At 70.8% G+C, this 22475-nt stretch carries 22 protein-coding genes; 15 read left to right on the forward strand and 7 right to left on the reverse strand.

Annotated elements, in window-relative coordinates:
* Both HNR07_RS04745 and HNR07_RS35830 read right to left on the reverse strand, forming a co-directional pair.
* Window positions 1–744, reverse strand: coding sequence for a class I SAM-dependent methyltransferase (locus tag HNR07_RS04745; protein WP_184362408.1), 744 nt, complete (start codon window positions 742–744; stop codon window positions 1–3).
* 53 nt (window positions 745–797) lie between these two features.
* The gene (locus HNR07_RS35830; protein WP_184362410.1) at window positions 798–1691 is read right to left on the reverse strand and encodes a GTP-binding protein; all 894 of its coding nucleotides are present in this window, start codon (window positions 1689–1691) and stop codon (window positions 798–800) included.
* A gap of 319 nt (window positions 1692–2010) precedes the next feature.
* Here HNR07_RS35830 and HNR07_RS04755 point away from each other — a divergent pair, with 319 nt between their 5' ends.
* Complete coding sequence (locus tag HNR07_RS04755; RefSeq protein ID WP_184362412.1) at window positions 2011–2313, forward strand: threonine dehydratase; 303 nt, start codon at window positions 2011–2013, stop codon at window positions 2311–2313.
* Window positions 2314–2356: 43 nt separating this feature from the next.
* On the opposite strand, the gene HNR07_RS04760 is transcribed toward HNR07_RS04755, so the two are convergent.
* The gene (locus HNR07_RS04760; RefSeq protein ID WP_184362415.1) at window positions 2357–3460 is read right to left on the reverse strand and encodes a CobW family GTP-binding protein; all 1104 of its coding nucleotides are present in this window, start codon (window positions 3458–3460) and stop codon (window positions 2357–2359) included.
* A gap of 250 nt (window positions 3461–3710) precedes the next feature.
* Here HNR07_RS04760 and HNR07_RS04765 point away from each other — a divergent pair, with 250 nt between their 5' ends.
* The 6 genes from HNR07_RS04765 (at window position 3711) to HNR07_RS04790 (ending at window position 9834) form a co-directional block, all read left to right on the forward strand.
* Window positions 3711–4121 carry a Fur family transcriptional regulator gene (locus HNR07_RS04765; protein WP_184362418.1) on the forward strand — a complete coding sequence of 137 codons (411 nt, stop codon included), beginning with the start codon at window positions 3711–3713 and terminating at the stop codon, window positions 4119–4121.
* A 544-nt stretch (window positions 4122–4665) separates the two neighbouring features.
* Entirely contained in the window at window positions 4666–4956 is a 291-nt protein-coding gene (locus tag HNR07_RS04770) for a hypothetical protein (protein ID WP_184362420.1), read from the forward strand.
* Entirely contained in the window at window positions 4953–6773 is a 1821-nt protein-coding gene (locus tag HNR07_RS04775) for an ABC transporter ATP-binding protein (RefSeq protein WP_184362422.1), read from the forward strand. Before HNR07_RS04770 ends, HNR07_RS04775 begins: the two co-directional genes overlap by 4 nt.
* A complete protein-coding gene (locus tag HNR07_RS04780; protein ID WP_312893594.1) occupies window positions 6770–8638 on the forward strand; it encodes an ABC transporter ATP-binding protein in 1869 nt (622 codons plus the stop codon). Before HNR07_RS04775 ends, HNR07_RS04780 begins: the two co-directional genes overlap by 4 nt.
* 75 nt (window positions 8639–8713) lie before the next feature.
* Window positions 8714–9142, forward strand: a complete 429-nt coding sequence (locus HNR07_RS04785) for an ABC transporter substrate-binding protein (protein ID WP_246420090.1) — start codon at window positions 8714–8716, stop codon at window positions 9140–9142.
* 239 nt (window positions 9143–9381) lie between these two features.
* A complete protein-coding gene (locus tag HNR07_RS04790; RefSeq protein ID WP_184362424.1) occupies window positions 9382–9834 on the forward strand; it encodes a hypothetical protein in 453 nt (150 codons plus the stop codon).
* Window positions 9835–10210: 376 nt separating this feature from the next.
* On the opposite strand, the gene HNR07_RS04795 is transcribed toward HNR07_RS04790, so the two are convergent.
* Window positions 10211–11188, reverse strand: coding sequence for a phosphatidylinositol-specific phospholipase C (locus HNR07_RS04795; protein WP_184362425.1), 978 nt, complete (start codon window positions 11186–11188; stop codon window positions 10211–10213).
* Between the two features lie 105 nt (window positions 11189–11293).
* The gene (locus HNR07_RS04800) at window positions 11294–11932 is read right to left on the reverse strand and encodes a hypothetical protein (protein ID WP_184362427.1); all 639 of its coding nucleotides are present in this window, start codon (window positions 11930–11932) and stop codon (window positions 11294–11296) included.
* Window positions 11933–12177: 245 nt separating this feature from the next.
* Here HNR07_RS04800 and HNR07_RS04805 point away from each other — a divergent pair, with 245 nt between their 5' ends.
* Window positions 12178–13158 carry a hypothetical protein gene (locus HNR07_RS04805; RefSeq protein WP_184362430.1) on the forward strand — a complete coding sequence of 327 codons (981 nt, stop codon included), beginning with the start codon at window positions 12178–12180 and terminating at the stop codon, window positions 13156–13158.
* Window positions 13159–13527: 369 nt separating this feature from the next.
* On the opposite strand, the gene HNR07_RS04810 is transcribed toward HNR07_RS04805, so the two are convergent.
* A complete protein-coding gene (locus HNR07_RS04810) occupies window positions 13528–14301 on the reverse strand; it encodes a nucleotidyltransferase domain-containing protein (protein ID WP_184362432.1) in 774 nt (257 codons plus the stop codon).
* Window positions 14302–14470: 169 nt separating this feature from the next.
* Between HNR07_RS04810 and HNR07_RS04815 the strand changes: the two genes are divergently transcribed.
* Window positions 14471–15283: an SAM-dependent methyltransferase gene (locus HNR07_RS04815; protein ID WP_184362434.1), complete on the forward strand. Its 813-nt coding sequence runs from the start codon at window positions 14471–14473 to the stop codon at window positions 15281–15283.
* A gap of 440 nt (window positions 15284–15723) precedes the next feature.
* Here the strand turns inward: HNR07_RS04815 and paaK are convergent, their stop codons facing one another.
* Window positions 15724–17082: a phenylacetate--CoA ligase PaaK gene (gene paaK / locus HNR07_RS04820; protein WP_184362436.1), complete on the reverse strand. Its 1359-nt coding sequence runs from the start codon at window positions 17080–17082 to the stop codon at window positions 15724–15726.
* A 243-nt stretch (window positions 17083–17325) separates the two neighbouring features.
* Between paaK and HNR07_RS04825 the strand changes: the two genes are divergently transcribed.
* The 6 genes from HNR07_RS04825 to paaB all read left to right on the forward strand — a co-directional run bounded on the left by HNR07_RS04825 (window position 17326) and on the right by paaB (window position 22468).
* Complete coding sequence (locus tag HNR07_RS04825; protein WP_184362439.1) at window positions 17326–18561, forward strand: thiolase family protein; 1236 nt, start codon at window positions 17326–17328, stop codon at window positions 18559–18561.
* Entirely contained in the window at window positions 18558–19313 is a 756-nt protein-coding gene (locus HNR07_RS04830) for an enoyl-CoA hydratase/isomerase family protein (RefSeq protein WP_184362441.1), read from the forward strand. Before HNR07_RS04825 ends, HNR07_RS04830 begins: the two co-directional genes overlap by 4 nt.
* Window positions 19310–20218, forward strand: coding sequence for a 3-hydroxyacyl-CoA dehydrogenase family protein (locus tag HNR07_RS04835; protein WP_184362443.1), 909 nt, complete (start codon window positions 19310–19312; stop codon window positions 20216–20218). The genes HNR07_RS04830 and HNR07_RS04835 overlap by 4 nt, the downstream gene beginning before the upstream one ends.
* A gap of 12 nt (window positions 20219–20230) precedes the next feature.
* Complete coding sequence (locus HNR07_RS04840; protein ID WP_184362445.1) at window positions 20231–21019, forward strand: enoyl-CoA hydratase/isomerase family protein; 789 nt, start codon at window positions 20231–20233, stop codon at window positions 21017–21019.
* Window positions 21020–21179: 160 nt separating this feature from the next.
* Window positions 21180–22160 (forward strand): 1,2-phenylacetyl-CoA epoxidase subunit PaaA, encoded by a 981-nt coding sequence (gene paaA, locus HNR07_RS04845; RefSeq protein ID WP_184362447.1) that lies wholly within the window; start codon window positions 21180–21182, stop codon window positions 22158–22160.
* Entirely contained in the window at window positions 22157–22468 is a 312-nt protein-coding gene (gene paaB / locus HNR07_RS04850; RefSeq protein WP_184362449.1) for a 1,2-phenylacetyl-CoA epoxidase subunit PaaB, read from the forward strand. The genes paaA and paaB overlap by 4 nt, the downstream gene beginning before the upstream one ends.
* The last annotated feature ends 7 nt before the right edge of the window (window positions 22469–22475 follow it).

Raw genomic sequence — 22475 nt, forward strand, 5'->3', positions numbered from 1 at the left:
CTACTTCTCTTCTCGGAGGACCTTGAACAGTCCTGCTTCGGGCGGGCCGTGCGGGACGACGCTCAGGCCGTGCGGCGCGGCTTCGGCGCGCAGGGCCTGTTCGTTGACCGTCCACCAGTCGTAGTGGACCTCGTCACGGCTGATGAGCCGGTCGCCTTCGTGGACCTCGTAGGTCATGTGCCAGGAGAGCTGTTCGGTGCCGGCCGGTTCCGCCCCGGCCCAGCCGACGTAGGAGCGCTCCCCGACGCGGAGTTCGGACATCCTGGTGCGCTCGACGTGCTCCGGTTCGACCGGTACGGGCAGGTTGAGCAGGGCGAACGCCCCCGGAGCGAGGCGGGTCGCCAGGTCCTCCCAGAGACGGTCCCGCTCGTGCGGGCTGAAGTGGCCGATGAGGTTGGCCGCCACCAGGCCGCCGATCCGGTCCGGCAGGCGGGCCGAGAGCAGGTCGTCGCCGTCCACGGTCACCCGGGGCCGCAGGTCCGGATCCTCGAAGACCCTTGACAGCAGTACCGACCGCAGGGGAAGCGACGGTTCGATCGCCAGCACCCGTGCTGACGCGAGTGTGCGGGCGATGAGTCGTGTTCCCAGGCCGCCGCCGGCACCGGCGTCGACCACCGGTCCGGCGTCGGTCGGCAGTTCCCGCAGGGCGTCGGCGACCGTCGCCGCGTGGTGCTCCCACCACCCGGCGATCATCAGGTCGATGAACTGGCCGGAGCGGTCGTAGGGGTCGTCGTATCCGGTCAATGCGTGTCTCCTCGGTGGAACTCGGCACTCGGTGAGCGGCCGGGGGCGGTCGCTCACCCGTCCGGTCGGTGTTCGTGGGCGAAGAACGGCTGGAAGGGGTCATCGGGTGGCGGGCCGGCCGCCTCCCACTCCCGTTCCTCGGCTGGGTCGAGAAGACAGGAGTCCAGGAGGGTGAAGAGGCGGCCGGTGTCCAGACCCAGGCCGGTGAAGGCCAGGTGCTGGCACCGGTCACCGGTGCCGGGGCGTGAGTCGAACGCGGTGGTGGGAGGCCGGAAACCGGTCACGAGGTGGCGGGTTCGCGTCGGGAGCGCTGCCGTCCACGGCCCGCCGGGTTCCAGGGACAGCGAGGTGCCGTTGGCCTCCCACACGACCATGGTGTCGGGCCGTCCGGCCAGCCACAGGCGTCCCCGGCTGCGCAGGCTGGTGGCGGTCATCTCGTCCAGGACCTCGAAGAACCGGCCGGGGTGCAGCGGGCGGAACCGGCGCCAGACGGCGGTCTGTGCGGCTTCGTCCTCAGCCGGGTCCGACGGCGGCGGGGGAGGGAAGGCGGGCAGGACGCGGTGGAGCGCCGCCGCGAAGTCGAAGCTGCCGCGGAACAGTGTCGGCGGGTGTTCTCCGTTGGTGTGGGAGACAACGCTGGCCGCCGGGTTCAGGTGGGTGACCAGGGACCGGCACACACGGACCTGGGCGGCGGGTGCCGCACCCCTGACCACGGCCACGTGGTCGGAGAAGTCGATCTGGCGCAGCAGTACGTCGCCCAGGGTGCGCGGATCGCTCGCGGAGTCGGCCAGCCCGGCGGAGAAGGCCGTCTCGCCGCCCAGCAGGTCGGGGACGAGCAGCTGGGCGTCGACCGCCGTGACCACGGCGCAGAGGTGGAGTTCGGGGTGGCGCTCCAGGAGCGTTTCCACCGCCGTGTGCGGCTCGACGTCCGCGGGGGCGTCGAACACCTGGTGGAGGGGGCGGGAGCCGGGAGGGTTCGGGCTCTGTGCCGGAAGTCCTCGCGCAGCCTGAGGAGCTCCGGCTTCGAGGCGGTGCGGTTCCGTACCCGGTACCGCTTCGGTCAGGGATCGCGCGAGGCGTCGTCGGGCAGCCTCATGGGTGCCCAGGACGAGCACGGCGCGGGGCCGACGGTCACCGTTCACGGGCCTACCTCCGGTTCTCGGTGGGAGATTCGGTCACCGGTGCTCCTTGAAGACGGGTGTGACCAGTGGTTACGTTGTTACTGTTCGCGCGAGCAGTGAGCCGGACACGCATCTGGGGGAGAACATGGCGACCGCACATCTGACCCACGAGGGCCACACGCATCAGCACGGCGAGGGCTGCGGACACGTTTCGGTGCCCCACCAGGGCCACGTGGACTACGTGCACGACGGGCACCTTCACCGCGTCCACGACGACCACTGGGACGAGTGCCCCACCGAAGGGCACGCCGTACACGAGGACCACACGCACGCGCACGGTGAGGGCTGCGGGCACGTGGCCGTGCCGCACGAGGACCACGTGGACTACGTGCACGACGGGCACCTTCACCGCAAGCACGACGACCACTGGGACGAGCACTCGGCGTAGCGGCCGACGACGGTCCCGGGCTGTTCCTCGCGGGCGGTCGGGTTCATTTTTCCGAGAACTCGGCGAAGGGGTCGTTGTGGAATTCCTGGCCTGCCTCTGCCTCGGTGACCAGGCACGACTCCAGCAGAGTCAGCAGGGCTCCGGTGTCCATGCCGACCCCGGTGAAGGCCAGGTGCTGGCGGCGGTCGCCCACCACCGGGTCCCAGTCCAGGAGGGCGGAGGACCGCCGGGTCCGGGAGACCAGGTCCATGGCCGCGTCGGGGAGCGCGGCCATCCAGGGGCCGCCGTTCTCCACCATGAGCAGGTCCTGGTGGGAGTCCCACACCAGGAGGGTGTCGGGCTGGCTGGCCAGCCAGAACCTGCCCCTGCCGCGCAGGCTCATGGCGACGATCTCCTCCAGCGCCTCGGCGAGCCGCTCGGGGTGCATCGGCCGGGTCCTGGTCCAGGTCACCGTTCGTACGCCCTGGTCCTCGGCGTGGTCCGTGTAGTGCGCCCATGCCGGGTTGGTGCGGGCGTGAGCTGACTCGGGCTCGAAACGCCCGTCGAGGAAGCCCTGGAGGTCCGAGCTGGAACGGACGATCACGGCCGCGGGGTTGAGTTGCCCGAGCAGGGCCCGTGCGTGGCGGTCGGCTCCCGAACCGTGCAGGACGATCACGTTCGGGTACTCCAGCTGCCGGTTGAGGACTTCGGCGACCGTGCGGGAGTCGTCCTGGGCGATGTCCAGTCCGCGGTCGCTCAGATCGTCGTTACTGCCCAGGTCCGCGGTCAGATGGGCGAGATCGACGGCCGCGGCGACGGTCGCCAGGCGCAGCCCGTCCTGCGCGGCGATGTTCTCGGCGATCAGTCGGGGTTCCACCCCGTCCCAGGACTCCACCACGCACAGGTCGTGTCGGCCGGCGTCCGCGGTGCTCAGGAGGAAGGGGATGAGGTCCTCGCGCAGAGTGCAGGAGGCGCAGGCGTGGTCGAGGTGTACCTGCTCGCTCTCCAGGGGGCCGGAGCAGTCGCGCACCTCGCGGTGGACCGCTCCGTCACTGATGTCCTCCATGTTGTGATGCACGCTGATGGAACGCGGAACCGCGGCCAGGAGGTCGTTGACGGCCTGACGGCGCGCGGCCGCGTGCAGACCGGTGACCAGTGCGATGCGCATCGGATGCTCCTCTCCATGGTGTCTTCAATATTGAAAATGAAAATCGTTTCCGTACTTTACACGACCCCGTCGGTGGCCGGTGCGCCCCGGGTGGGGCGGTTGGGGTAGCTGCGGGCATGTTACGGTACTGATAATCATTTTCATCTACCCGAGTCGTGCCCCCCAGGAGTCCTCCTCGTGTACGTAGGGCGATGCCAACGCCGAGTTGGCCCCGTGTCGCCGGTGATCCCCCATCGGGCAGTCGGCTGATATGGCCAACACACCCAAGTACGACGATGCCGTGCTCAGGGTTCTGGGCCGTGGCTCCCGCTTTCGCAGCTGTCGGGAGATCCTCCGGGACCTGGACCGGTCGAACCCCTCCGCCTCCGGTCCGCCGAGCCTGTCCACCATCTACCGCACGGTCCACCGAATGTCCCAGGAGGGAGTGCTGGACACGATCCAGTCTCCGGAGGGGGAGCGTCTCTATCGGCGGTGCAGGACGCCCGTTCGCCACTACCACCTGTTCTGCCGGGTCTGCGGTGAGGTGGAGGAGGTCGATCAGGTCGCCGAAATCACGGAAGTCGTGGAGAAGATCCAGGGCATGAGCGATTTCGATCAGGTCGACCACACCTTCGAGCTGACCGGTGTCTGTCCGCGTTGTCTGTCGACCGCCCGCGGCTGAAGCCCATGGGCTTGCGGGTGGGTGTCCGCCCGGATGGTGGATCCGGCCTCCCCCCTCCGGCGTCCTCCCTTTGTGCAGAGCGGGTCGCCCCGGCGCTTCCGCCGGTGCTATACATGGACATGTCAGCAATGAAAACGGTTTTCGTTATTGCTCGCCGGGCGCAAGGCGACCCCAGGGGGTGCGCGGCTCAGTGACGAACGAATCGAACCCGCCGGAGCCAAGCCGACGGTCACCGTGCGGGACCCGCGCGACCTGAGCGCTGACGGGGTCGAACAGGCCCTGGCGAGGATCAGGGAGTGCCCGCCGACGCCTGGACGTCGCGGAAGCGCTCAGCTCCTACGGGGAGCGGCTGGTCCCGGGCGACCTGGACCTCGTCGAGGCCCCCGCAGACCACCCCTGCCCCTTCCCCAACGGCAACAGGCGGCCCCAGCCCTGGCCAACCGGGTCGACCCCCCTCCCCGGCCCACGACTCAGGGGCCTGGCCCAGTACCCCCTGACCGATCACGTTCGAGCCGCGTGCACGCGAACCCACACCTTCCCTCTCGTGGAGGACACGATCCCAGCCATCGACTGCTACTCACCGGACGCCGAGCTCTTCGACCTCGTCGGCCACCGCCAGGTGTCCTCCGACCCCGACCCGCGCTGTCGGGTCACCGTCCTGCCCGAGCCCGCGCGGGAGATCCCGCTGCCCGACCCCATCGCGGCGGCGGCGCCCTTCGGCGTCGCCGGGCACCTCCCCCGTGCGGAGCGCGGGGAGCCCTCGCGGCCTCCGGTCGACCGCCTGCCCGGCGGCGGCCACGAGGCCGCCCCGGAGACCTGGGGGCCGGTCACATGAGCCGGACACCGACCGCACCCACCGCTGAGGCCCGGCCGAAGGCCGAGCAGTCGCTCTCGCCGTTGCAGACCCTGCTCCGACCCGTCAAGGGCCGGATCCGGACCGCGGTGGTGCTCCAGGGACTCGCCTCGGCGCTGGGACTCGTCCCGCTCATCTGCCTGGTCGAGTTGGCCCGTGCGCTGCTCGCCGACGGCGTGGTCGACACCTCCCGCGTGTGGCTCCTCGTCGGCGTCGCCGTGGGCGCGTCGGTCGCCGCGCTCGCCGCGGGCACGGTCTCCACCCTGGTCGGCCACCTGGCCGACAACGACATGCAGCTGTCGGTCCGCCGCGCCCTGGCCCACCGCATGTCCCGGGTACCCCTGGGCTGGTTCACCGGCCGCGGATCGGGCCGGGTCAAGAAAGCCGTGCACGACGACATTGAGGACGTCCATTCCCTGGTCGCGCACACCCTGCCCGACCTGGCCTCGGTCGTCACCGTGCCGCTGGTCGCCCTGGTCTACCTGTTCACCGTGGACTGGCGGCTGGCCCTGGTCTCGGTCCTGCTGGTGGCGGCGGGGATCTTCCTGTTCTCCCGGGCCATGGCCGGGGGCATGGCGAAGATGGCCCAGTACGCCGAGGCGATGAACCGGATCAACTCCTCCGCCGTGGAGTTCGTGGACGGCATCCAGGTGGTCAAGCACTTCGGCGGCCACCGGCGCGCCCACCAGCGCTTCACCCGCGCCGCGGACGACTTCGCCGACTTCTTCCTGAACTGGTCGCGCAGCACCACCCCGGTGACGGTCGGATCCTTCCTGCTGCTGTCGGCGCCCATGGTCACCGTGGTCACCGTGCTCGCGGGGGTGGGCTTCGCCCTCGCCGGGTGGACCGAGCCGGTTGCGATCGTGGCCTTCGCCCTGCTGGCACCGGCCCTGTGCGCGCCGATGAACGTCATCGGCTCCCAGATCCGGCAGACCCAGGCCGCCGGGGCCGCGGCCGGACGGGTGACCGCACTGCTCGACACCCCGACCCTGCGCCAGGGTGAGGAACCACCGCCGCTGGAACCCCGCGTGGTCTTCGACGGCGTGTCCTTCTCCTACAACGATGACCGGACGGCGGGGGAGGGCCCCCGGGCCCTGGCCGAGGTGGACCTGGTCCTGGAACCGGGCACCGTGACCGCCCTCGTCGGACCCTCGGGAGCAGGGAAGAGCACCCTGGCCGCCCTGCTCGCCCGCTTCCACGACGCCGACGCCGGATCGATCACCGTCGGCGGGGCCGACCTACGCGAGATCGCCGACCCCTACCGCAGCGTCGGCTTCGTCCTCCAGGACGTCCGCCTGCTCGGGGAGACGGTCGCCGACAACATCGCCCTGGGGCGCCCCGAAGCCACCCGCGAGGAGATCGAGACCGCCGCACGCGCGGCACAGATCGCCGACCGGATCGAGGCCCTGCCGCGGGGCTACGACTCCGTGATCGGTGAGGACGCCGACCTGTCCGGCGGTGAGGCCCAGCGCGTCTCCATCGCCCGCGCCCTGCTGGCCGACACCCCGGTCCTGGTCCTGGACGAGGCCACCGCGGCCGTGGACCCGGTCTCCGAGGCCGCCATCCAGGACGGGCTCAGCGAACTCGCCCGCGGCCGCACGGTCCTCGTGGTGGCCCACCGCCTGACCACCGTCACCGGCGCGGACCGGATCGCGGTCATGGATGAGGGCCGGGTGGTGGAGACCGGAACCCACGACGAGTTGCTGGCACGGGGCGGCCGTTACGCCGAACTCTGGCGGGCCCAGGCACACCACCGATCCCAGGCACACCACCGAGACGAACCGGGAGCAGACCAGTGATCCGTGCTTTCCTCAGGGCCCTGGGGCCGGAACAGGCCGGTCCCGTGAAGAGGAGCCTGGCCCTGACCACCGCCGTCTCGGTGCTGCAGGGGGTGGTCTTCGCCCTTCTGGTGCCCGTGCTGACCGAACTCCTCCGGGAAGGGCCCCGGGCCGCGCTGGGCTGGGCGGCGGCCCTGGCCCTGGTCACCCTGGTCTACGCCCTGCTGCGCACCCTCGGCCTCTTCGTCAACTTCCGGGTCGGCGGGGCGATCTCCCACGGCCTGCACCACCGCATCGGCGAACACCTGGTCCGACTGCCCCTGGGCTGGTTCACCGGGAACCGGGTCGGCGAGCTCAACCGGGTCGTCACCGACGGGGTCTCACGCAGTACCAACGTGCCCGTGCACATCTACCCGCCGCTGGCCGACGCGGTGGTCACCCCCGTCGTGGCGGTGTCGGTGCTGTTCGTCTGGGACTGGCGGATCGCCCTGGCGGCCGCGGCCTGCCTGCCCGTGGTGTGGATGGTCTTCACCCTGTCCAACGACGCGGTGGGCCGCAACGACGCCGCTCGGGACGCGGTTTCGGACGAGGCCGCCTCCCGGGTGCTGGAGTACGCCAGGTCCCAGCCGGTGTTGCGGGCCTTCGGCCGTACCGAACAGGGCGGTCAGAGCCTGGACCGGGCCCTGACCTCCGAGCACGGGGCCGCGCGCCGTCTGCTGCTGCGCATCGCCCCGGTGATGCTGGCCTACTCCTTCACGGTCCGGCTCACGTTCGCGCTGATCATGGTGTGCGCGGTCGTGTTCGTCCTGGACGGCGGACTCGACCCCGCCCTGGCCGTGGCCCTGCTGGTACTGGTCGCCCGGTTCACCCACCCCCTGGCCACGGCGGCCGACCAGGGCGCCGCCCTGCGCATGGCCACCAACCGGCTCGACCGGATCAACGCCGTCCTGGACGCCCGACCCCTCCCCGAGCCGGAGTCGCCGGTCCTGCCGCAGGGCGCGGTCGTGGAGTTCGACGACGTGACCTTCTCCTACGATCGCAAGAAGGACGCCCCGGCACTGGACGGGGTCACCCTGCGCGCCGAACCCGGTACGCTCACCGCCCTGATCGGCCCCTCCGGTTCCGGCAAGACCACGGTGGCCCGCCTGCTGGCCCGCTTCCACGACGCCGACCGCGGGCAGGTCCGCCTCGGCGGGGCCGACGTCCGTGACATCGGCAGCGAGGAACTCTCCCGGCACGTGGCCCTGGTCTTCCAGGACGTGTACCTCTTCGACGCCACCATCGCTGAGAACCTGCGCCTGGCCGCCCCCGACGCCACCGGCGAACAACTCGACCGGGCGGCCGCGCTGTCCGGGCTCGACACGGTCCTGGCCGACCTGCCCGAGGGCTGGAACACCAGGGTCGGGGAAGGCGGAACCGCGCTGTCCGGCGGCCAGAAACAGCGGGTCTCCATCGCCCGGGCCCTGCTCAAGGACGCGCCGGTCGTCGTCCTGGACGAGGCCTCCTCGGCCCTGGACAGCGAGAACGAGGCGCTGGTGACGCGTACGGCCGTCGAACTCGCCCGTGACCGCACCGTGCTGGTCATCGCCCACCGCCTCGCCACCGTGGCCGCCGCCGACCGTGTCGTCTTCCTGGAAGCGGGCCGTGTCGTGGAGTCCGGTGCCCCGGACGAACTCCTCGAACGGGGAGGGCGGTACGCCGATTTCGTCCGGACCCGCGAACGCGCCCGCGGTTGGCGCCTGACCGCTTCGGACGTTACGCCCCCTCCCGCCTCCACCGCCACGGAAGACCATGAGAACGACCCGGCCCGTGCCCGACCCCTCCGGCGAACCCGCCCAGGCACCTCCGGTGCCCCGGGCGCCGTCACCGCCCACGAACCCTCCTGACCCGCCTTCCCCCGAGTCGGGAGACCTCTTCCGGGACCGTGCCGACCACGGCCCCGCCCCGAGAAAGGCCGAACGATGAGAGGACGATCCCTGGCGGCGGGCGCCTTCGCGGTGTTCCTGGCGGCCACCGCCTGCGGTGGCGCTGAAGGCGAGCAGGCCTCCGCCGACGGCACCACCCACGACCCGCACGGCCGTGTCGGCAACGAATCCGACTACCTGCGGTTCGCCATGCTCTACGACGTACTGACCGTGACCGACGAGAACGGGGCCGTCCAGCCCCGCCTGGCCGCCTCCTGGGAGCCGGACGGAGACGACCTGACCCGCTGGACCGTGACCCTGGGCGAGGACGCCGTCTTCTCCGACGGCGATCCGGTCACCGCCGACGACGTCCTGTTCTCCCTGGAACGCACCCTGGACCCGGGACCGCAGGCCGGGGAGTCCACCGCTGCGGAGACAGGCCGCCCGCACGCGGTCGGGGCGTCCGCGCGCAGCCACCGCGGCTGATCCAGGCCGCACCGTTCTCACCGCGGTCACGGGGCGTCGACTCCCCGGTCCGCCCGACGACGGCCGCGAGGGCTGGGACTGACTCGGGGCCGGGCGGGCCCGGCCGGTACCAGCGGGCGCGCCGTGCTACGGCTGTGTTAACAATCGGTCGGGGCGAGCCCCTGGCCAGAGGCTTCGCTGCCGCGGGGCGATAACCTCCCGGAAGTAACATCCCACTTCACAGAGCAGGAAATCCCCCGATGCAGAACCAGAGCGCACCCGCGATGCCCGGTGTGGTGACCGCCGCGCGCATCATCCTCTTCGTGGTCTGCGGCCTGTCCGGTGTCCTGTTGGTGATGAGCCTCCTCGGGATCGTCGGTGCCTTCCTGCACTCCGACGGGCCCGACGCCGTCTTCGCCACGGTGGGGGCGACCACCGCCGGCATCCTGCGGAGCTTCGTCCTGGGGCTGGTCGTGATCGTGCTCCTGCTGGTGGCGGCGCTGCGGATCGGCCGGGGCGGAACGAGGAACCACCTGGTGGTGCGGCTGCTCGTGGGCGGCGGCGGGTTGGTCGCGGTGCTGAACACGGTCCTGAGCGGTGAGGGCACTGCCTTCATGGGCTTCGTTCTCCCGTTGATCGTCCTGATGCTGATCCAGACCAAGCGCTCCCGGGAATGGTTCGCCGCCATGGACGAAAGCGCGCGAAACAGCTGAATCTACGCCATAAAGGTGCCTGCTCTGTTGAACCACGAGTTTTCGGGCTGAAGCGACTTCGGGGTCACATGTGCTCCGCGTGAATTTCGCCGAACCGTCCACCCGCGTTCGGGCGGAGTCCGTACTCTGGACCCGCGCGAATCCGCGCGAGCGCCGGTGCGGGACGCGGTGGACGGGTGGCCCGCACCGGCTTGAGCGGGTCGGCCGCGCACCGGGGTGCGCGAACCGATCTCCAGGGAACCGTCGGCCATACCGGTGGTGACGCTGTTCCAGGCGCTGACACGGGGCTCGGCCAGGCGACGGACCCCCGGGGCCGTCGTGGTTCAGGGCACGGCTGAGGAAGGGCGCGGGCACCCCGGCGGAGCCGGGATCCGGATCAGCCCGGGTTGTGAGCCAGGACCAGGTCGGTCAGCTCCTGACTGGGGAAGTCCATGACCACCACACCCGTTCGGGACGCCACCACGGGACGCAGGTGGTCGGTGGCGCGGTGGTTGACCCCGCGGATACCCAGCGCGCCCCAGGCGACCTCGCGGGGGTTGGCCCAGGGAGCCCCGCTGCCGCTGAGGTGGTTGACGTGGAGCACGTCGCCCGGTCCCGCCTCGGTCGCGTCGAAGTGGTCGCGGGCCTTCTCCCACTTGGCGGGGATGTCGAAGAGCGTGGGCACCCGGTAGTCGTCCTGGATGTCCAGGGCGGGCCCGTTCCAGTGGACTCCGTAGTCACGGGAGGCGGAGAAGTCCTGGACGATGATGATCCGACCGCGCACCTCGCCCAGGTCCGGCACGCGCTCCGTGCCCTGCTCGGGCACCCACAGGCGCGTCGAGAGCACGTCGCGGGTGTCCGGGTTCTCGTGGATGTAGTGGTCCAGGGTCTCCTCGTAGGTCCGGGTGTTCTCGGCCTCGGTGTGCTCCTTCTTCATCCGCATGAGCACCGTCTCGGTCGGGCGCGCGTCGAGGAAGGCACCGATGTCGGTGACCACGTCGGTGAAGTTCAGGTGCAGGTACTCGACACCGTGGTGGATCGGGAAGGCGTCGCGGTAGTGGCGGGTACGGACGTCGAGGAAGCGCACACCGGAGTCGAGCTGCTCGGCCAGGTCCAGGTCCTGTGTACGCGACCACACGGTGCCGCGCCAGGCCCCGGTGTCGTGTGTGCCGGGGATGGACAGCGCCGCCAGGTTGGCGCTGTCGGGGACGGCGGACATCCACTCGGCACGGGCCACCGACTCTTCCGGGGCCGGGACCGGTTCCGCGGCCGCCGGCGCAGCGGCGGCCAGGAGCGAACCGACCATGAGAACGGCGGCCAGGGCAGGGCCCGTGTGGTGAGCCAGGGCGCGCTGGGCGACGGGGGAGGTGAGCATGGGAGCATCCCTTCGCGGGCGGGGCGGGCCCGGGGGAGCGGGCCGCCCCTCACCCTGCCACGCGGTGTCGGCGCTGCCACCCCCCTTTCCCTGTTGGATTCGGGCTCAGGCGGTGGCGCTGAGGCCGTAGCGGGGGCTGAAGCGGGTGGACAGCTCCAGGATCCGGTGGGCCCCGGGCAGGGGTCCGGTGGAGAGGAGCGTCCGCAGGCAGGGGCACCATTCGATGCGGTTCTGGGCGAGGCAGGCCTGGACCCCGAGCAGGCGAAGGCAGAATGCCAGGTCGCGCAGGGGCGGGCCCGGATCGGCCGGTTCCAGCCCCCTGGACAGGGCCAGGTCGGCGACCTGGTTCTGGCGGGCACGCGCCAGAGCCCTGACGATGCCGTGCTCGGGGGTGCGGCCCAGGTCGGCGAAGCCGTTCTCGGCGATGGTGAAGAGGGCGTCGCGCTCAGCGGAGCGGACCGGATCGCAGGCCCGGGCGAGGGTCTCCAGCAGGGGGCAGTGTGCGCGGGCCCGAGGACCGGACACGCGCTGCCACAGGCGTGCCGACATCAGCTGGCCGAGAGTCCCCATTGCCGCCCGGGTCTCGGCGGAGTACCAGTCGCGGGCCAGTCCGGCGTTCTCGGGGCGGCGGATCTGAGCGGGCGGCGGGTCGGATCCCAGGAGCGCGGCCAGCAGGGCCCCCTTCCGGCGCGGGGGCAGGAACAGGTCCGAGTAGGGCGGCCAGGGCGGGTCGGGGGACTCCATGTGTTCGAGGGTCCGTCAGTCCGGGACGAGGTGCCATGACCGCGGCGGTGAGGTTCCTCGGGCCCTTCGGTAAGCCCGTCGGACCGGGTTGCTACCGGTGTGGTGTCGGGGTTGGGAGTGTTTTCCCCTTGTGTGTTCGTAGCGGACGGTGTTGCATGTTTTCTGATTTTGCTGCCGTTGGTGGGCGCCCGTCGTACCGTGAGTGCGCAGAGCGGTCGGGCCGCCGTGGGGAGGAACGCGGGCGCATGGCGCAGGGCAACTGGCAGTGCGGGATGTGCGCGGCCTACAACGAGCCGTCCAAGCACGTGTGCATGGTGTGCGACACCTTCCGGGAGCTGGGCACGCGCGGGGCCGAGCCCACCAGCGGCGACCTGCTGGCACCGACGCAGGACATGTTCGGGGGCCTGCTGGAGGAACCCGTCGCAGCGCGGCCTTCCGAAGCGGAGGACGATCTCCCGCCGGTGCGGGTGATGGAGCCGCCACCGGCCCGCCTCGGCGGGGCACGGTTACCGCAACCGGAGACCGTGCCAGCGGCGGAGCCCGATCGGGTCTCCGAGCAGGTATCGGAAGGGTTGACCGAACCAGTAGCGGCCGAACCGGTGCCGCTGGCCGAGCCCGAACAGGACCCGGGGTGGTGGGATCGGCAGGCCGTGGCCGACACCGAACCGGTGCCGGTACCGGTGGCGACCGGTCCCGAGCCCGGAGCCGGTGTCACCGAACCCCTGCGGACGGTGTCCGGGACCACCGGTACCGCCCACAGGGTCAGCGGTCGGTGGAGTCCGCCGCGCTGGCCGCAGGGGAGCGTGCGGGCGCTGGCACTGGCCGCGGTCGGCGGCGTGACGCTTGTTCTGGCGTGGCTGCTACCTGGGAGCGAGGAGGATGCGACCGGGCCGGCGGAAGGGGAGGGACGGGAGCGGGAATGCCCGGAGCGGGTCGCCGCGCACGTCCCGGGAACGGGGCGGGGGGCGCTGGTGGACGCCTTCGAGACCGAACGGCACCGGATCGTGCTGTGTGCGAACGGCGCGGGCGAGCTGTACTACTTCGGGGAGTTCCTCGACGGTAACGGCGAGGTGATGGTGGTGCCCGCCGTGCGCACGGACGAGGGATACGTCGCGGACGCGGGACAGACCCGCTATGAGATCGGCGGCGGGGTGGTCGTCATCACCGGAGGGGACGGGGCGGAGATCGCCCGGCTGCCCCTGAAATCGGTGCCCGATCCGGAGTGACCGGCTGTGGGGCACCAAGAGAGAGGTGGGTGACGGGTGCGTGGCCGTGCTCGGCGAGCACCCGTCAGCCCAGTGCTCCCGTCAACCCAGTGCTGGAACGTCCGTCCCTAGCGGGTCTTCACGACGGCCGCGATGAGACCGGAGATGATCATCATCGACAGGCTGATGATCATGAGCACGAACGCGACGGTTCCGACCATGGTGTTTCCTTCACTGTTTCGTCCCCCGGGCACCGCGGGCCGTTTACCCCCGGCACCCGGCACACCGGGACACCCGGAGTTTCGGGCGCGGCATGTACCTCTTCGGTGGATCACCCTATCTCGCCGTCACCGCGACGCCGCGTCGGGTGCCCGCTCTGACCAGCGTGGTTCAGCTCTCGTTCCAGAACTGTTGGTAGGCCCGCACCAGCCAACGGTCGGCCCAGCCGGTGTCGGGGTGCTCGGGCAGGTGGGAGGTCCGGCACAGCTCCTCCAGCCGGGCCTCCAGCTCCTTGGCCCGGGACAGGGCGTCGTCGCGGCTGTGCTCGCCGCGGCGCAGGGCCAGCAGCCACCCGCGGTCGGGTTCGGGCATGGGCAGGGTGAGGCCGCCGGTCTCCAGCAGCTCTACGCCCTGAAGGCCCAGCCGGACCATGTGGTAGGCGTACTTGGTGTCGAAGCCGTGCTGTTCCACCAGTTCGGGGCGGTTGGTGTGCTTGCCGCCGCGGGTTCCCGCCATCCGGTCGCGCTGGGCGCGCAGGTAACCGAGGTAGCGCTCGCCCGCCCTGCGGGAGAGGAAGCGCTCGGCGTTGGCGCGCAGGTCGCGGCCGAGGGGGGTGATGGTGACGATCTCGTGGTCGGGGACGAAGAGCGGCAGCAGGACGGCGGGGTTGCCCTCCAGCGCCAGACGGGTCCACTTGCGCAGTGAGTAGACGGTCAGGTCCAGGTCTCCGAAGCCCGACCGGGTGTGTTCGGGCTGGCTGCGGTAGATGTACTGCTCGAAGGCGCGCAAACCGATGACGTACTCGGGCGGTTCGACGCACACACCCATCTCGTCGCGGTCGTTCTGGCCGTCGAGGCTGAGGCCGTGCGCGCCGGAGCCGACCTGGCAGCGCAGCACGGTGCCCTGCTCGGCGACGCGGGCGAACTCCTCGGTGGAGTGCTTCACCTGGGCCTCCCTGTTCGGTTGCCGTGTCTGCCGCAACCTATCGGGACCACGGTGGCTCCGACGACCGAATAAAAGGGAGTTTTGGTACTTGTCGGGCGGCTGTGGAGTCCGTTTACTGGTCCCGTAGTTCGCCCGGCACCAGTCGGGCGCGGCAGTGGAAAGCAGGACCGTGCCCCCCGAGAACCCCGAGATCCCCGAACCGAAGATCGACACCGCCGTTCCGCACAACGCCAGGATCTGGAACTACTGGTTGGGAGGCAAGGACAACTACCCCGTCGACCGGGAGATGGGTGAGCAGATCCGCTCGTTCTTCCCCGAGATCGTCGACAACGCCATCGCCGACCGTGCCTTCCTGGTCCGCGCCGTCACCTACCTGGCCGAGGAGAAGGGGATCCGGCAGTTCCTGGACATCGGTACGGGGCTGCCCACCCACAACAACACCCACGAGGTCGCCCAGGCGGTGGCCCCTGACGCGCGCGTGGTGTACGCGGACAACGACCCGCTGGTCCTCGCGCACGCCCGGGCCCTGCTCACCGGCTCCGAGCAGGGTGCCACCGACTACGTCGACGCCGACCTGCGCGACCCGGACTCCATCCTGTCCGCGGCCGCCAAGACCCTGGACCTGAGCCAGCCGGTGGCCCTGATGCTGCTGGGCGTGGTCAACTTCGTGGCCGACGACGGGGAGGTGCGCTCGATCCTGGACCGGCTGCTGGGCGCTCTCGCACCCGGTAGCTACCTGGTGGTCTCCCACCCCACCGACGACATCGACAAGGAACGCGCCCACCAGGTGGCCGCGGCGTGGAACGAGAAGGGCACCCCCAAGCTCACCATCCGTTCGGCGGCCGGCATCGAGGCGCTCTTCGAGGGTCTGGAGCTGTTGGAGCCGGGAGTGGTCTCCTGCTCGCTGTGGCGCCCGGAACCGGCCGAGGTCGGCAGTATCCGCCCGGTTGCCGAATACGGCGGGGTGGCCCGCAAACCCTAGTGCGACAGGAAAGTCGCACGTGATGAGTGAACTACGCAAAGAGGGGGCGGTGGATGCCGAACAGATGGTTCCAGGTCAGTGTTTCAGGCCTGTTCCCACCCTGACATGCGTCGCTGGTAACGGCGGGGTGTGAAGCCCAGGGCTCAAGCCCGAGGAATCCCGCACCCTCCGGGAGTCACAGGCCAGGCAAGGACCGAGCGGGTGAACGCCAGTGAACCCCCCAATGACGTCTCGTGATGCGGCCCTCGGGCGCGTCAGCCACCGTGGCGCAGACCAGGCCCCTTCCGGTGCCCCGGGGAAGAGCCCAGCGATGCTCCAGCGGCACGACATCGGGACACGACGCGGGTGCGCCCTGGTAGGCCCGGGGGCCGGACACAGGTAAGCCCCGGGTCCGTGCACCGTGACTGGTGTGTACGGACCCGGGGCAGGTGTGCGTGGGTCTACTGCTTGGGTCGCTGGTCGATGATGCGGCGGAACTTGCCGACCGAACGCTCGATCCGCTCGGGGTCGACGACGTCCACGGTCACGCTCACACCGACGCGGTCCTTGATCGTCGCGGTGATCTCCCTGCTCAGCGTCACCCGGCGGTCGGCGGTGCAGTCCGGGGCGGCCTCCACGCGCACGGCCATGCGGTCCAGGCGGCCCTCCTTGGTGAGCACCAGCTGGAAGTGCGGGGCGAGCCCGTCCAGGCCCAGGACGATCTCCTCGATCTGGGTCGGGAAGACGTTGACCCCGCGCAGGATGATCATGTCGTCGCTGCGGCCGGTGACCTTGTCCATACGGCGCATCGGGCGGGCGGTGCCCGGTCGCAGGGTGGTGAGGTCGCGGGTGCGGTAGCGGATGACCGGCATGGCCTGCTTGGTCAGCGAGGTGAAGACCAGTTCCCCGTTCTCGCCGTCGGGCAGCACGTCCTGGGTGAGGGGGTCGAGCACCTCGGGGTAGAAGTGGTCCTCCCAGACGTGCAGGCCGTCCTTGGTCTCCACGCACTCGTTGGCCACACCCGGACCCATGACCTCGGAGAGGCCGTAGATGTCCACGGCGTTGATGTCGAAGCGCTCCTCGATCTCCAGGCGCATCTTCTCGGTCCACGGTTCGGCGCCGAAGATTCCGATCTTCAGGGAGGTCGTGCGCGGGTCGATGCCCTGGCGCTCGAACTCGTCCATCAGGGTCAGCATGTAGCTGGGCGTGACCATGATGATCTCGGGCTGGAAGTCCTGGATGAGCTGGACCTGCTTGGCGGTCTGCCCGCCGGAGGCCGGGATGACCGTGCAGCCGAGCCTTTCGGCGCCGTAGTGGGCGCCCAGGCCGCCGGTGAACAGGCCGTAGCCGTAGGAGACGTGCACCTTGTGGCCGGGGCGGCCGCCCGCGGCGCGGATCGAACGGGCCACGACGGTGGCCCAGGTGTCGATGTCCTCACGGGTGTAGCCGACGACGGTGGGCTTGCCGGTGGTGCCGCTGGAGGCGTGGATGCGGCTGACCTGCTCCTGGGGGACCGCGAACATCCCGAAGGGGTAGCTGTCGCGCAGGTCGGCCTTGGTGGTGTGCGGGAAGAGGGAGATGTCCTCGAGGGTCCTGAGGTCCTCGGGGCGCACACCGGCCTCGTCGAACTTGCGCTTGTACAGGGGCACGTTCGTGTAGGCGTGCTCCAGGGTCCAGCGCAGGCGCTCGAACTGGAGGGCGCGCAGTTCGTCGACACTCATGCGCTCGGCCGGGTCCAGGGACTCGGGGGCGGGAGCCTGTCCCAGACGCTGCTGGAGGGCGGTACCGGCCGACTGCGTGGTGGTGTCCTGGCTTGCCATGGGCCTCTCCGGGTACTGTGCGCGGTGTTCCGTCAGGCTTGCGGGGCCTGGGAGGTTCGGCGGCGCGGCCGCGCTGAGGTGGATCTTCGGCCGGTCCGCTGGGAGGGCCGACTTGCTTACTGACCGAACGTTCGGTTACTAATGCATTTACTCAGTCTCCGACATGCCGTGTCAAGGAGGTGTGTCGATGAGTTCACACTGGACGGTGGCGCAGACCACCGTAGTCAACATGGGAGGCCGTTCGTGAGCGACGTCTACGTGGTCGACGGGGTGCGTACCCCTCAGGGCCGTTACGGGGGCGCCCTCGCGGCCGTCCGTCCCGACGACCTCGCCGCCCGGGTCGTGTCCGAGGTGGTCCGCCGCGCCGGAGTCCCCGGTGACGTCGTGGACGAGGTCATCCTCGGCGCCGCCAACCAGGCCGGTGAGGACAACCGCAACGTGGCCCGGATGGCCGCCCTGCTGGCCGGACTGGACCCCAAGGTCCCCGGCTACACCGTCAACCGGCTGTGCGCCAGCGGCCTGACCGCCGTCTCCTCGGCCGCGCAGGCCATCCGCGCCGGTGAGGCCGACGTGATCGTCGCCGGCGGCGTGGAGTCCATGACCCGCGCCCCCTGGGTGATGGCCAAGCCCGGCACCCCCTGGGCCAAGCCGGGCGAGGTCGCCGACACCTCCCTGGGCTGGCGCTTCACCAACCCGCGCTTCGCCGCGGCCGACGCGAAGGTCGCCGACGGCGCCGCCCCCGACGAGCTGCGCTACACGCTGTCCATGGGCGAGACCGCCGAGGAGGTCGCCACCCTGGAGGGCCTCACCCGCCAGGAGTGCGACGCCTTCGCACTGCGCAGCCACGAGCGCGCCGTCGCCGCCGCCCAGGCGGGCCGCTTCGCCGACGAGATCGTCCCGGTCACCGTGCACGGCCGCAAGGGCCAGACCCACGAGGTCACCGAGGACGAGGGCCCGCGCCCGGGCTCCACCATGGAGAGCCTGGGCAAGCTCCGCCCGGTCTTCCGCCAGGGCGGCATCGTCACCGCCGGTAACTCCTCCTCGCTCTCCGACGGCGCCTCCGCGCTGGTCCTGGCCAGCGCCGAGGCCGTGCGCAAGTACGACCTCACCCCCCGCGCCCGGGTGGTCGCATCCGCCTCCGCCGGGGTCGACCCCCAGGTCATGGGCCTGGGGCCGGTCCCGGCCGCCCAGAAGGTTCTGGCCCGCGCCGGGTGGAAGCTGGACGAGGTCGGCGCGGTCGAGCTCAACGAGGCCTTCGCCGCCCAGTCACTGGGCGTGATGCGACAGCTCGGCCTGGACGAGTCCCGGGTCAACGCCGACGGCGGCGCCATCGCCCTGGGCCACCCGCTCGGCTCCTCCGGCGCCCGCATCCTGGTCACGCTGGTGAACCGCATGGAGCGCGAGGACGCCCAGCGAGGTCTGGCCACCCTGTGCGTGGGCGTGGGCCAGGGCACCGCACTCCTGGTGGAGCGCCCGTGAGCCAGTACTCCGAAACCCGGTTCGAGACGCTTGAGGTCGAGTGGCGCGAGGACCGTGTGGTGGTCGAACTGCACCGCCCCGAGGCCCGCAACGCCATCAACGCCGAGATGATCGCCGAGCTGCACCAGGTGTGCGCCCGGATCGAGGCCGCTCCCAAACCGCTGCTGCTCACCGGCCACGGCACCGTGTTCGCGGGCGGGGCCGATATCTCCGAGCTGCGCGAACGCGGCCGGGAGGAAGCCCTGGCCGGGATCAACAGCCGTCTGTTCGAGCGGCTGCACCGGCTCCAGGCGCCCACCGTGGCGGCGGTCGACGGCTTCGCGCTGGGAGGTGGCGCCGAGCTGTCCTACGCCTGCGACATCCGTATCGCCACCCCCACCGCCGTGTTCGCCCAGCCCGAGCCGGGCCTGGGCATCATCGCCGGGGCCGGAGCCTGCTGGCGGCTCAAGGAACTGGTCGGCACCTCGGTCGCCAAGCAGGTGCTGATCGGCGGATTCAAGCTGGACGCCGAGGCCGCGCTGCGCCACGGCCTGGTCGCCGAGATCGTCCCGTCCGAGACACTTCGTGAGCGCGCGCACGGCCTGATCGACCGGATGGCCGCCTCCTCGGCGATGGCCCTGCGCATGACCAAGATGGTGCTGGACGCCGACGGCGTGCACCCGCTGGCCGACGACCTCACACAGGCGGTGCTGTTCGAGAGCGCCGACAAGCACGACCGCATGACCCGTTTCCTGGAGAGGAAGAAGCGTTGAGCTCCGACAGCAGCGCCCCCGACGACACCGCCTCCGGCATCACCCCGCAGGGTGTGCCCGCCACCGTCGCCGTCATCGGCGGCGGCACCATGGGCGCCGGCATCGTTCAGCAGTTCCTGATGGCCGGCGCGGGCGTGGTGCTGGTCGAGGCCACCGCCGAGGCCGCCGACGCCGGTCGCGGCCGGGTCGGCGCCGGTCTGGACAAGGCCCGCGAGCGCGGCAAGATCGACGCCGAGCCCGCCGCCTACCTCGCCCGGCTGAGCACCGTCACCGACGCCTCGGACATTCCGGCCGACGCCGGTCTGGTCGTGGAGGCCGTCCCGGAGAGGCCCGAACTCAAGCTCGCGGTGCTCACCGCCGCCGAGGCCGCCGTCGGTGAGGACGCCGTCCTGGCCTCCAACACCAGCTCGCTGTCGGTCACCGAGCTGGCCGCCGCGCTCAAGCGCCCCGGCCGTTTCCTGGGCACCCACTTCTTCAACCCGGTCCCCGCCTCCAAACTCGTGGAGATCGTGACCGCCCCCGAGACCGACCCCGCCGTCCTCGAAGCGGTGCGCGGCTGGGCCGGCGCCCTGGGCAAGACCGAGATCGTGGTCCGCGACGCCCCCGGCTTCGCCACCAGCCGCCTCGGCGTCATGCTGGGCCTGGAGGCTATCCGCATGGTCGAGGAGGGCGTCGCCTCGCCCGCCGACATCGACACGGCCATGGAGCTCGGCTACCGCCACCCGATGGGCCCGCTCAAGCTCACCGACCTGGTCGGGCTCGACGTGCGCCTGGCCATCGCCGAGTACCTGGCCACCGAACTGGGGGACCGGTTCTCGCCGCCGGAGCTCTTGCGCCGTAAGGTCGCCGAGGGCAAGCTCGGCCGCAAGAGCGGCGAGGGCTTCCACATCTGGGACAAGGGATAAGGGAGACAAGGCGTGAGTGAAGTCAAGGCGGCGGAGTTCGTCGAGGCCGACGGGGTCGCCACCATCCGGCTGAACCGACCGGGGCTGACCCGCGGGGCCAAGGAGGAGTTGCTGGCCGCGGTGCGTCAGGCGGCCGAGTCCACCACCGCCCGCGCGGTGCTGTTCCTCGGTTCGGACAAGGCGTTCTGTCTGGGCCAGGACCTGGCCGAGCACGCGCAGATCCTGTCGGAGACCCCCGACCAGGCGCTGACCACGGTGCGCGAGCACTACAACAAGATCGTGCTGGGCCTGGAGGAGATCCAGGTTCCCGTCGTGGTCGGGATCGGCGGTGCCTGCGTGGGCGCCGGGATGGGGTTCGCCCTCGCCGGAGACGTGCGCGTGGCCGCCCGCAAGGCCAAGTTCGGGACGGCCTTCACCGGTATCGGCCTGGCCTCGGACTCGGGGCTGGCCTACCGCCTGGTGAGCTCGCTGGGCCAAGCGCGCGCCATGGAGCTCATGCTGCTGGGCACGGTGTTCGGTGCCGAGCGCGCCCGCGAGCTGGGCCTGGTCACCGAGGTCGTGGACGACCAGGACTGGGAGAAGCGCGCCCGCGAGCTCGCCGTCCAGCTGGCCTCGGGCCCGACGGCGGCCTTCGTGGCGGCCAAGCGCGAGGTGCGCTCGGCGGCCGAGGGCCAGATGGAGCTGCCTGAGCTGCTGGAGGAGGAGGCCGAGCTGCAGAACCAGCTCGGTGTGACCGCCGACCACGTCGGCGCGGTCAAGGCCTTCCTGAACAAGCAGAAGCCGACCTTCACGGGTCAGTAGAAGTCCGCTGGAGGGCCCGTAGCCGGTCCCCGCGGGGCACCGGCGGGGCGCCGGCTCAGTGACCTGCTCGGATTCGGGGGCCCGGGGACTTGCGTTGGGCGCCCGGATCCGGGGATACTAATTACTGACCGAACGTTCGGTTATGAATGGGGAAAGAGCAATGTCGACCACGGCCCAGGAAGCGCCCCCCGGCGCCGACGAGGCGCTCCAGGCGGAATTCGACGCCCGGATCGCCGCCAACCAGCGCATCGAGCCGCGTGACTGGATGCCCGAGGCCTACCGCAGGACCCTCATCCGCCAGGTCTCCCAGCACGCGCACTCGGAGATCATCGGGATGCAGCCCGAGGGCGACTGGATCGCGACCGCGCCCAGCCTGCGCCGCAAGGCCATCCTGCTGGCCAAGGTCCAGGACGAGGCCGGGCACGGCCTGTACCTGTACGCGGCCGCCGAGACCCTCGGCGTGGACCGGGGCGACCTCACCGAGCGGCTCATCGAGGGCCGCCAGAAGTACTCCTCGATCTTCAACTACCCCTCGCTGAGCTACGCCGACGTCGGCGTCATCGGCTGGCTGGTCGACGGCGCCGCGATCTGCAACCAGGTCCCGCTGTGCCGCACCTCCTTCGGCCCCTACGCCCGCGCCATGGTGCGCATCTGCAAGGAGGAGTCCTTCCACCAGCGGCAGGGCTACGAGCTGCTGATGCGCATGATGGAGGGCACCGAGGGCCAGCGGAAGATGGTCCAGGACGCCGTCGACCGCTGGTGGTGGCCGTCCCTGATGATGTTCGGCCCGCCCGACGCCGACTCGCCCAACACCCAGCAGTCCATGACCTGGGGCATCAAGATCGACACCAACGACGACCTGCGCCAGAAGTTCGTCGACATGACCGTCCCCCAGGCCGAGAAGCTGGGCGTGACCCTGCCCGACCCCGAGCTGGCCTGGAACGCCGAGCGCGGCCATTACGACTTCGGTGACCCGGACTGGAACGAGTTCAAGCAGGTCATCTCCGGGGCCGGCCCCAAGAACGCCGAGCGGATCACCCGCAGGCGCGCCGCCCACGAGAAGGGCGCGTGGGTCCGCGAGGCCGCCACCGCCTACGCCGAGAAGCAGCAGAAGAAGAGCGCCCAGGAGGCCGCCGTATGAGCAGCAACGACAACGCGGCCCCGGCCCGCCCCGAGTGGCCCCTCTACGAGGTCTTCGTCCGCGGCAAGCGCGGCCTGAACCACGTGCACGTCGGTTCGCTGCACGCCCCCGACGAGGTCATGGCGCTGCACAACGCCCGCAACCTCTACACCCGCCGCAACGAGGGCGTGAGCATCTGGGTCGTGCTCGCCGAGAACATCACCGCGTCCAGCCCGGACGAGAAGGACCCCTACTTCGAGCCCAGCGGTGACAAGGTCTACCGCCACCCGACCTTCTACCCCATCCCCGAGGACGTCCCGCACATCTAGCGGAACA

This window comes from Nocardiopsis metallicus (assembly GCF_014201115.1).
Lineage (GTDB): Bacteria > Actinomycetota > Actinomycetes > Streptosporangiales > Streptosporangiaceae > Nocardiopsis > Nocardiopsis metallicus.

Excerpts from the sequence above, each read along its gene's own strand:
- HNR07_RS04795 (WP_184362425.1), bottom strand. The coding sequence starts at position 11,188 with ATGCTCACCTCCCCCGTCGCCCAGCGCGCCCTGGCTCACCACACGGGC.
- HNR07_RS04775 (WP_184362422.1), top strand. The coding sequence starts at position 4,953 with ATGAGCCGGACACCGACCGCACCCACCGCTGAGGCCCGGCCGAAGGCC.
- HNR07_RS04765 (WP_184362418.1), top strand. The coding sequence starts at position 3,711 with ATGGCCAACACACCCAAGTACGACGATGCCGTGCTCAGGGTTCTGGGC.
- HNR07_RS04755 (WP_184362412.1), top strand. The coding sequence starts at position 2,011 with ATGGCGACCGCACATCTGACCCACGAGGGCCACACGCATCAGCACGGC.
- HNR07_RS04785 (WP_246420090.1), top strand. The coding sequence starts at position 8,714 with ATGAGAGGACGATCCCTGGCGGCGGGCGCCTTCGCGGTGTTCCTGGCG.
- HNR07_RS04790 (WP_184362424.1), top strand. The coding sequence starts at position 9,382 with ATGCAGAACCAGAGCGCACCCGCGATGCCCGGTGTGGTGACCGCCGCG.
- paaB (WP_184362449.1), top strand. The coding sequence starts at position 22,157 with ATGAGCAGCAACGACAACGCGGCCCCGGCCCGCCCCGAGTGGCCCCTC.
- paaA (WP_184362447.1), top strand. The coding sequence starts at position 21,180 with ATGTCGACCACGGCCCAGGAAGCGCCCCCCGGCGCCGACGAGGCGCTC.
- paaK (WP_184362436.1), bottom strand. The coding sequence starts at position 17,082 with ATGGCAAGCCAGGACACCACCACGCAGTCGGCCGGTACCGCCCTCCAG.
- HNR07_RS04760 (WP_184362415.1), bottom strand. The coding sequence starts at position 3,460 with ATGCGCATCGCACTGGTCACCGGTCTGCACGCGGCCGCGCGCCGTCAG.
- HNR07_RS04800 (WP_184362427.1), bottom strand. The coding sequence starts at position 11,932 with ATGGAGTCCCCCGACCCGCCCTGGCCGCCCTACTCGGACCTGTTCCTG.
- HNR07_RS04805 (WP_184362430.1), top strand. The coding sequence starts at position 12,178 with ATGGCGCAGGGCAACTGGCAGTGCGGGATGTGCGCGGCCTACAACGAG.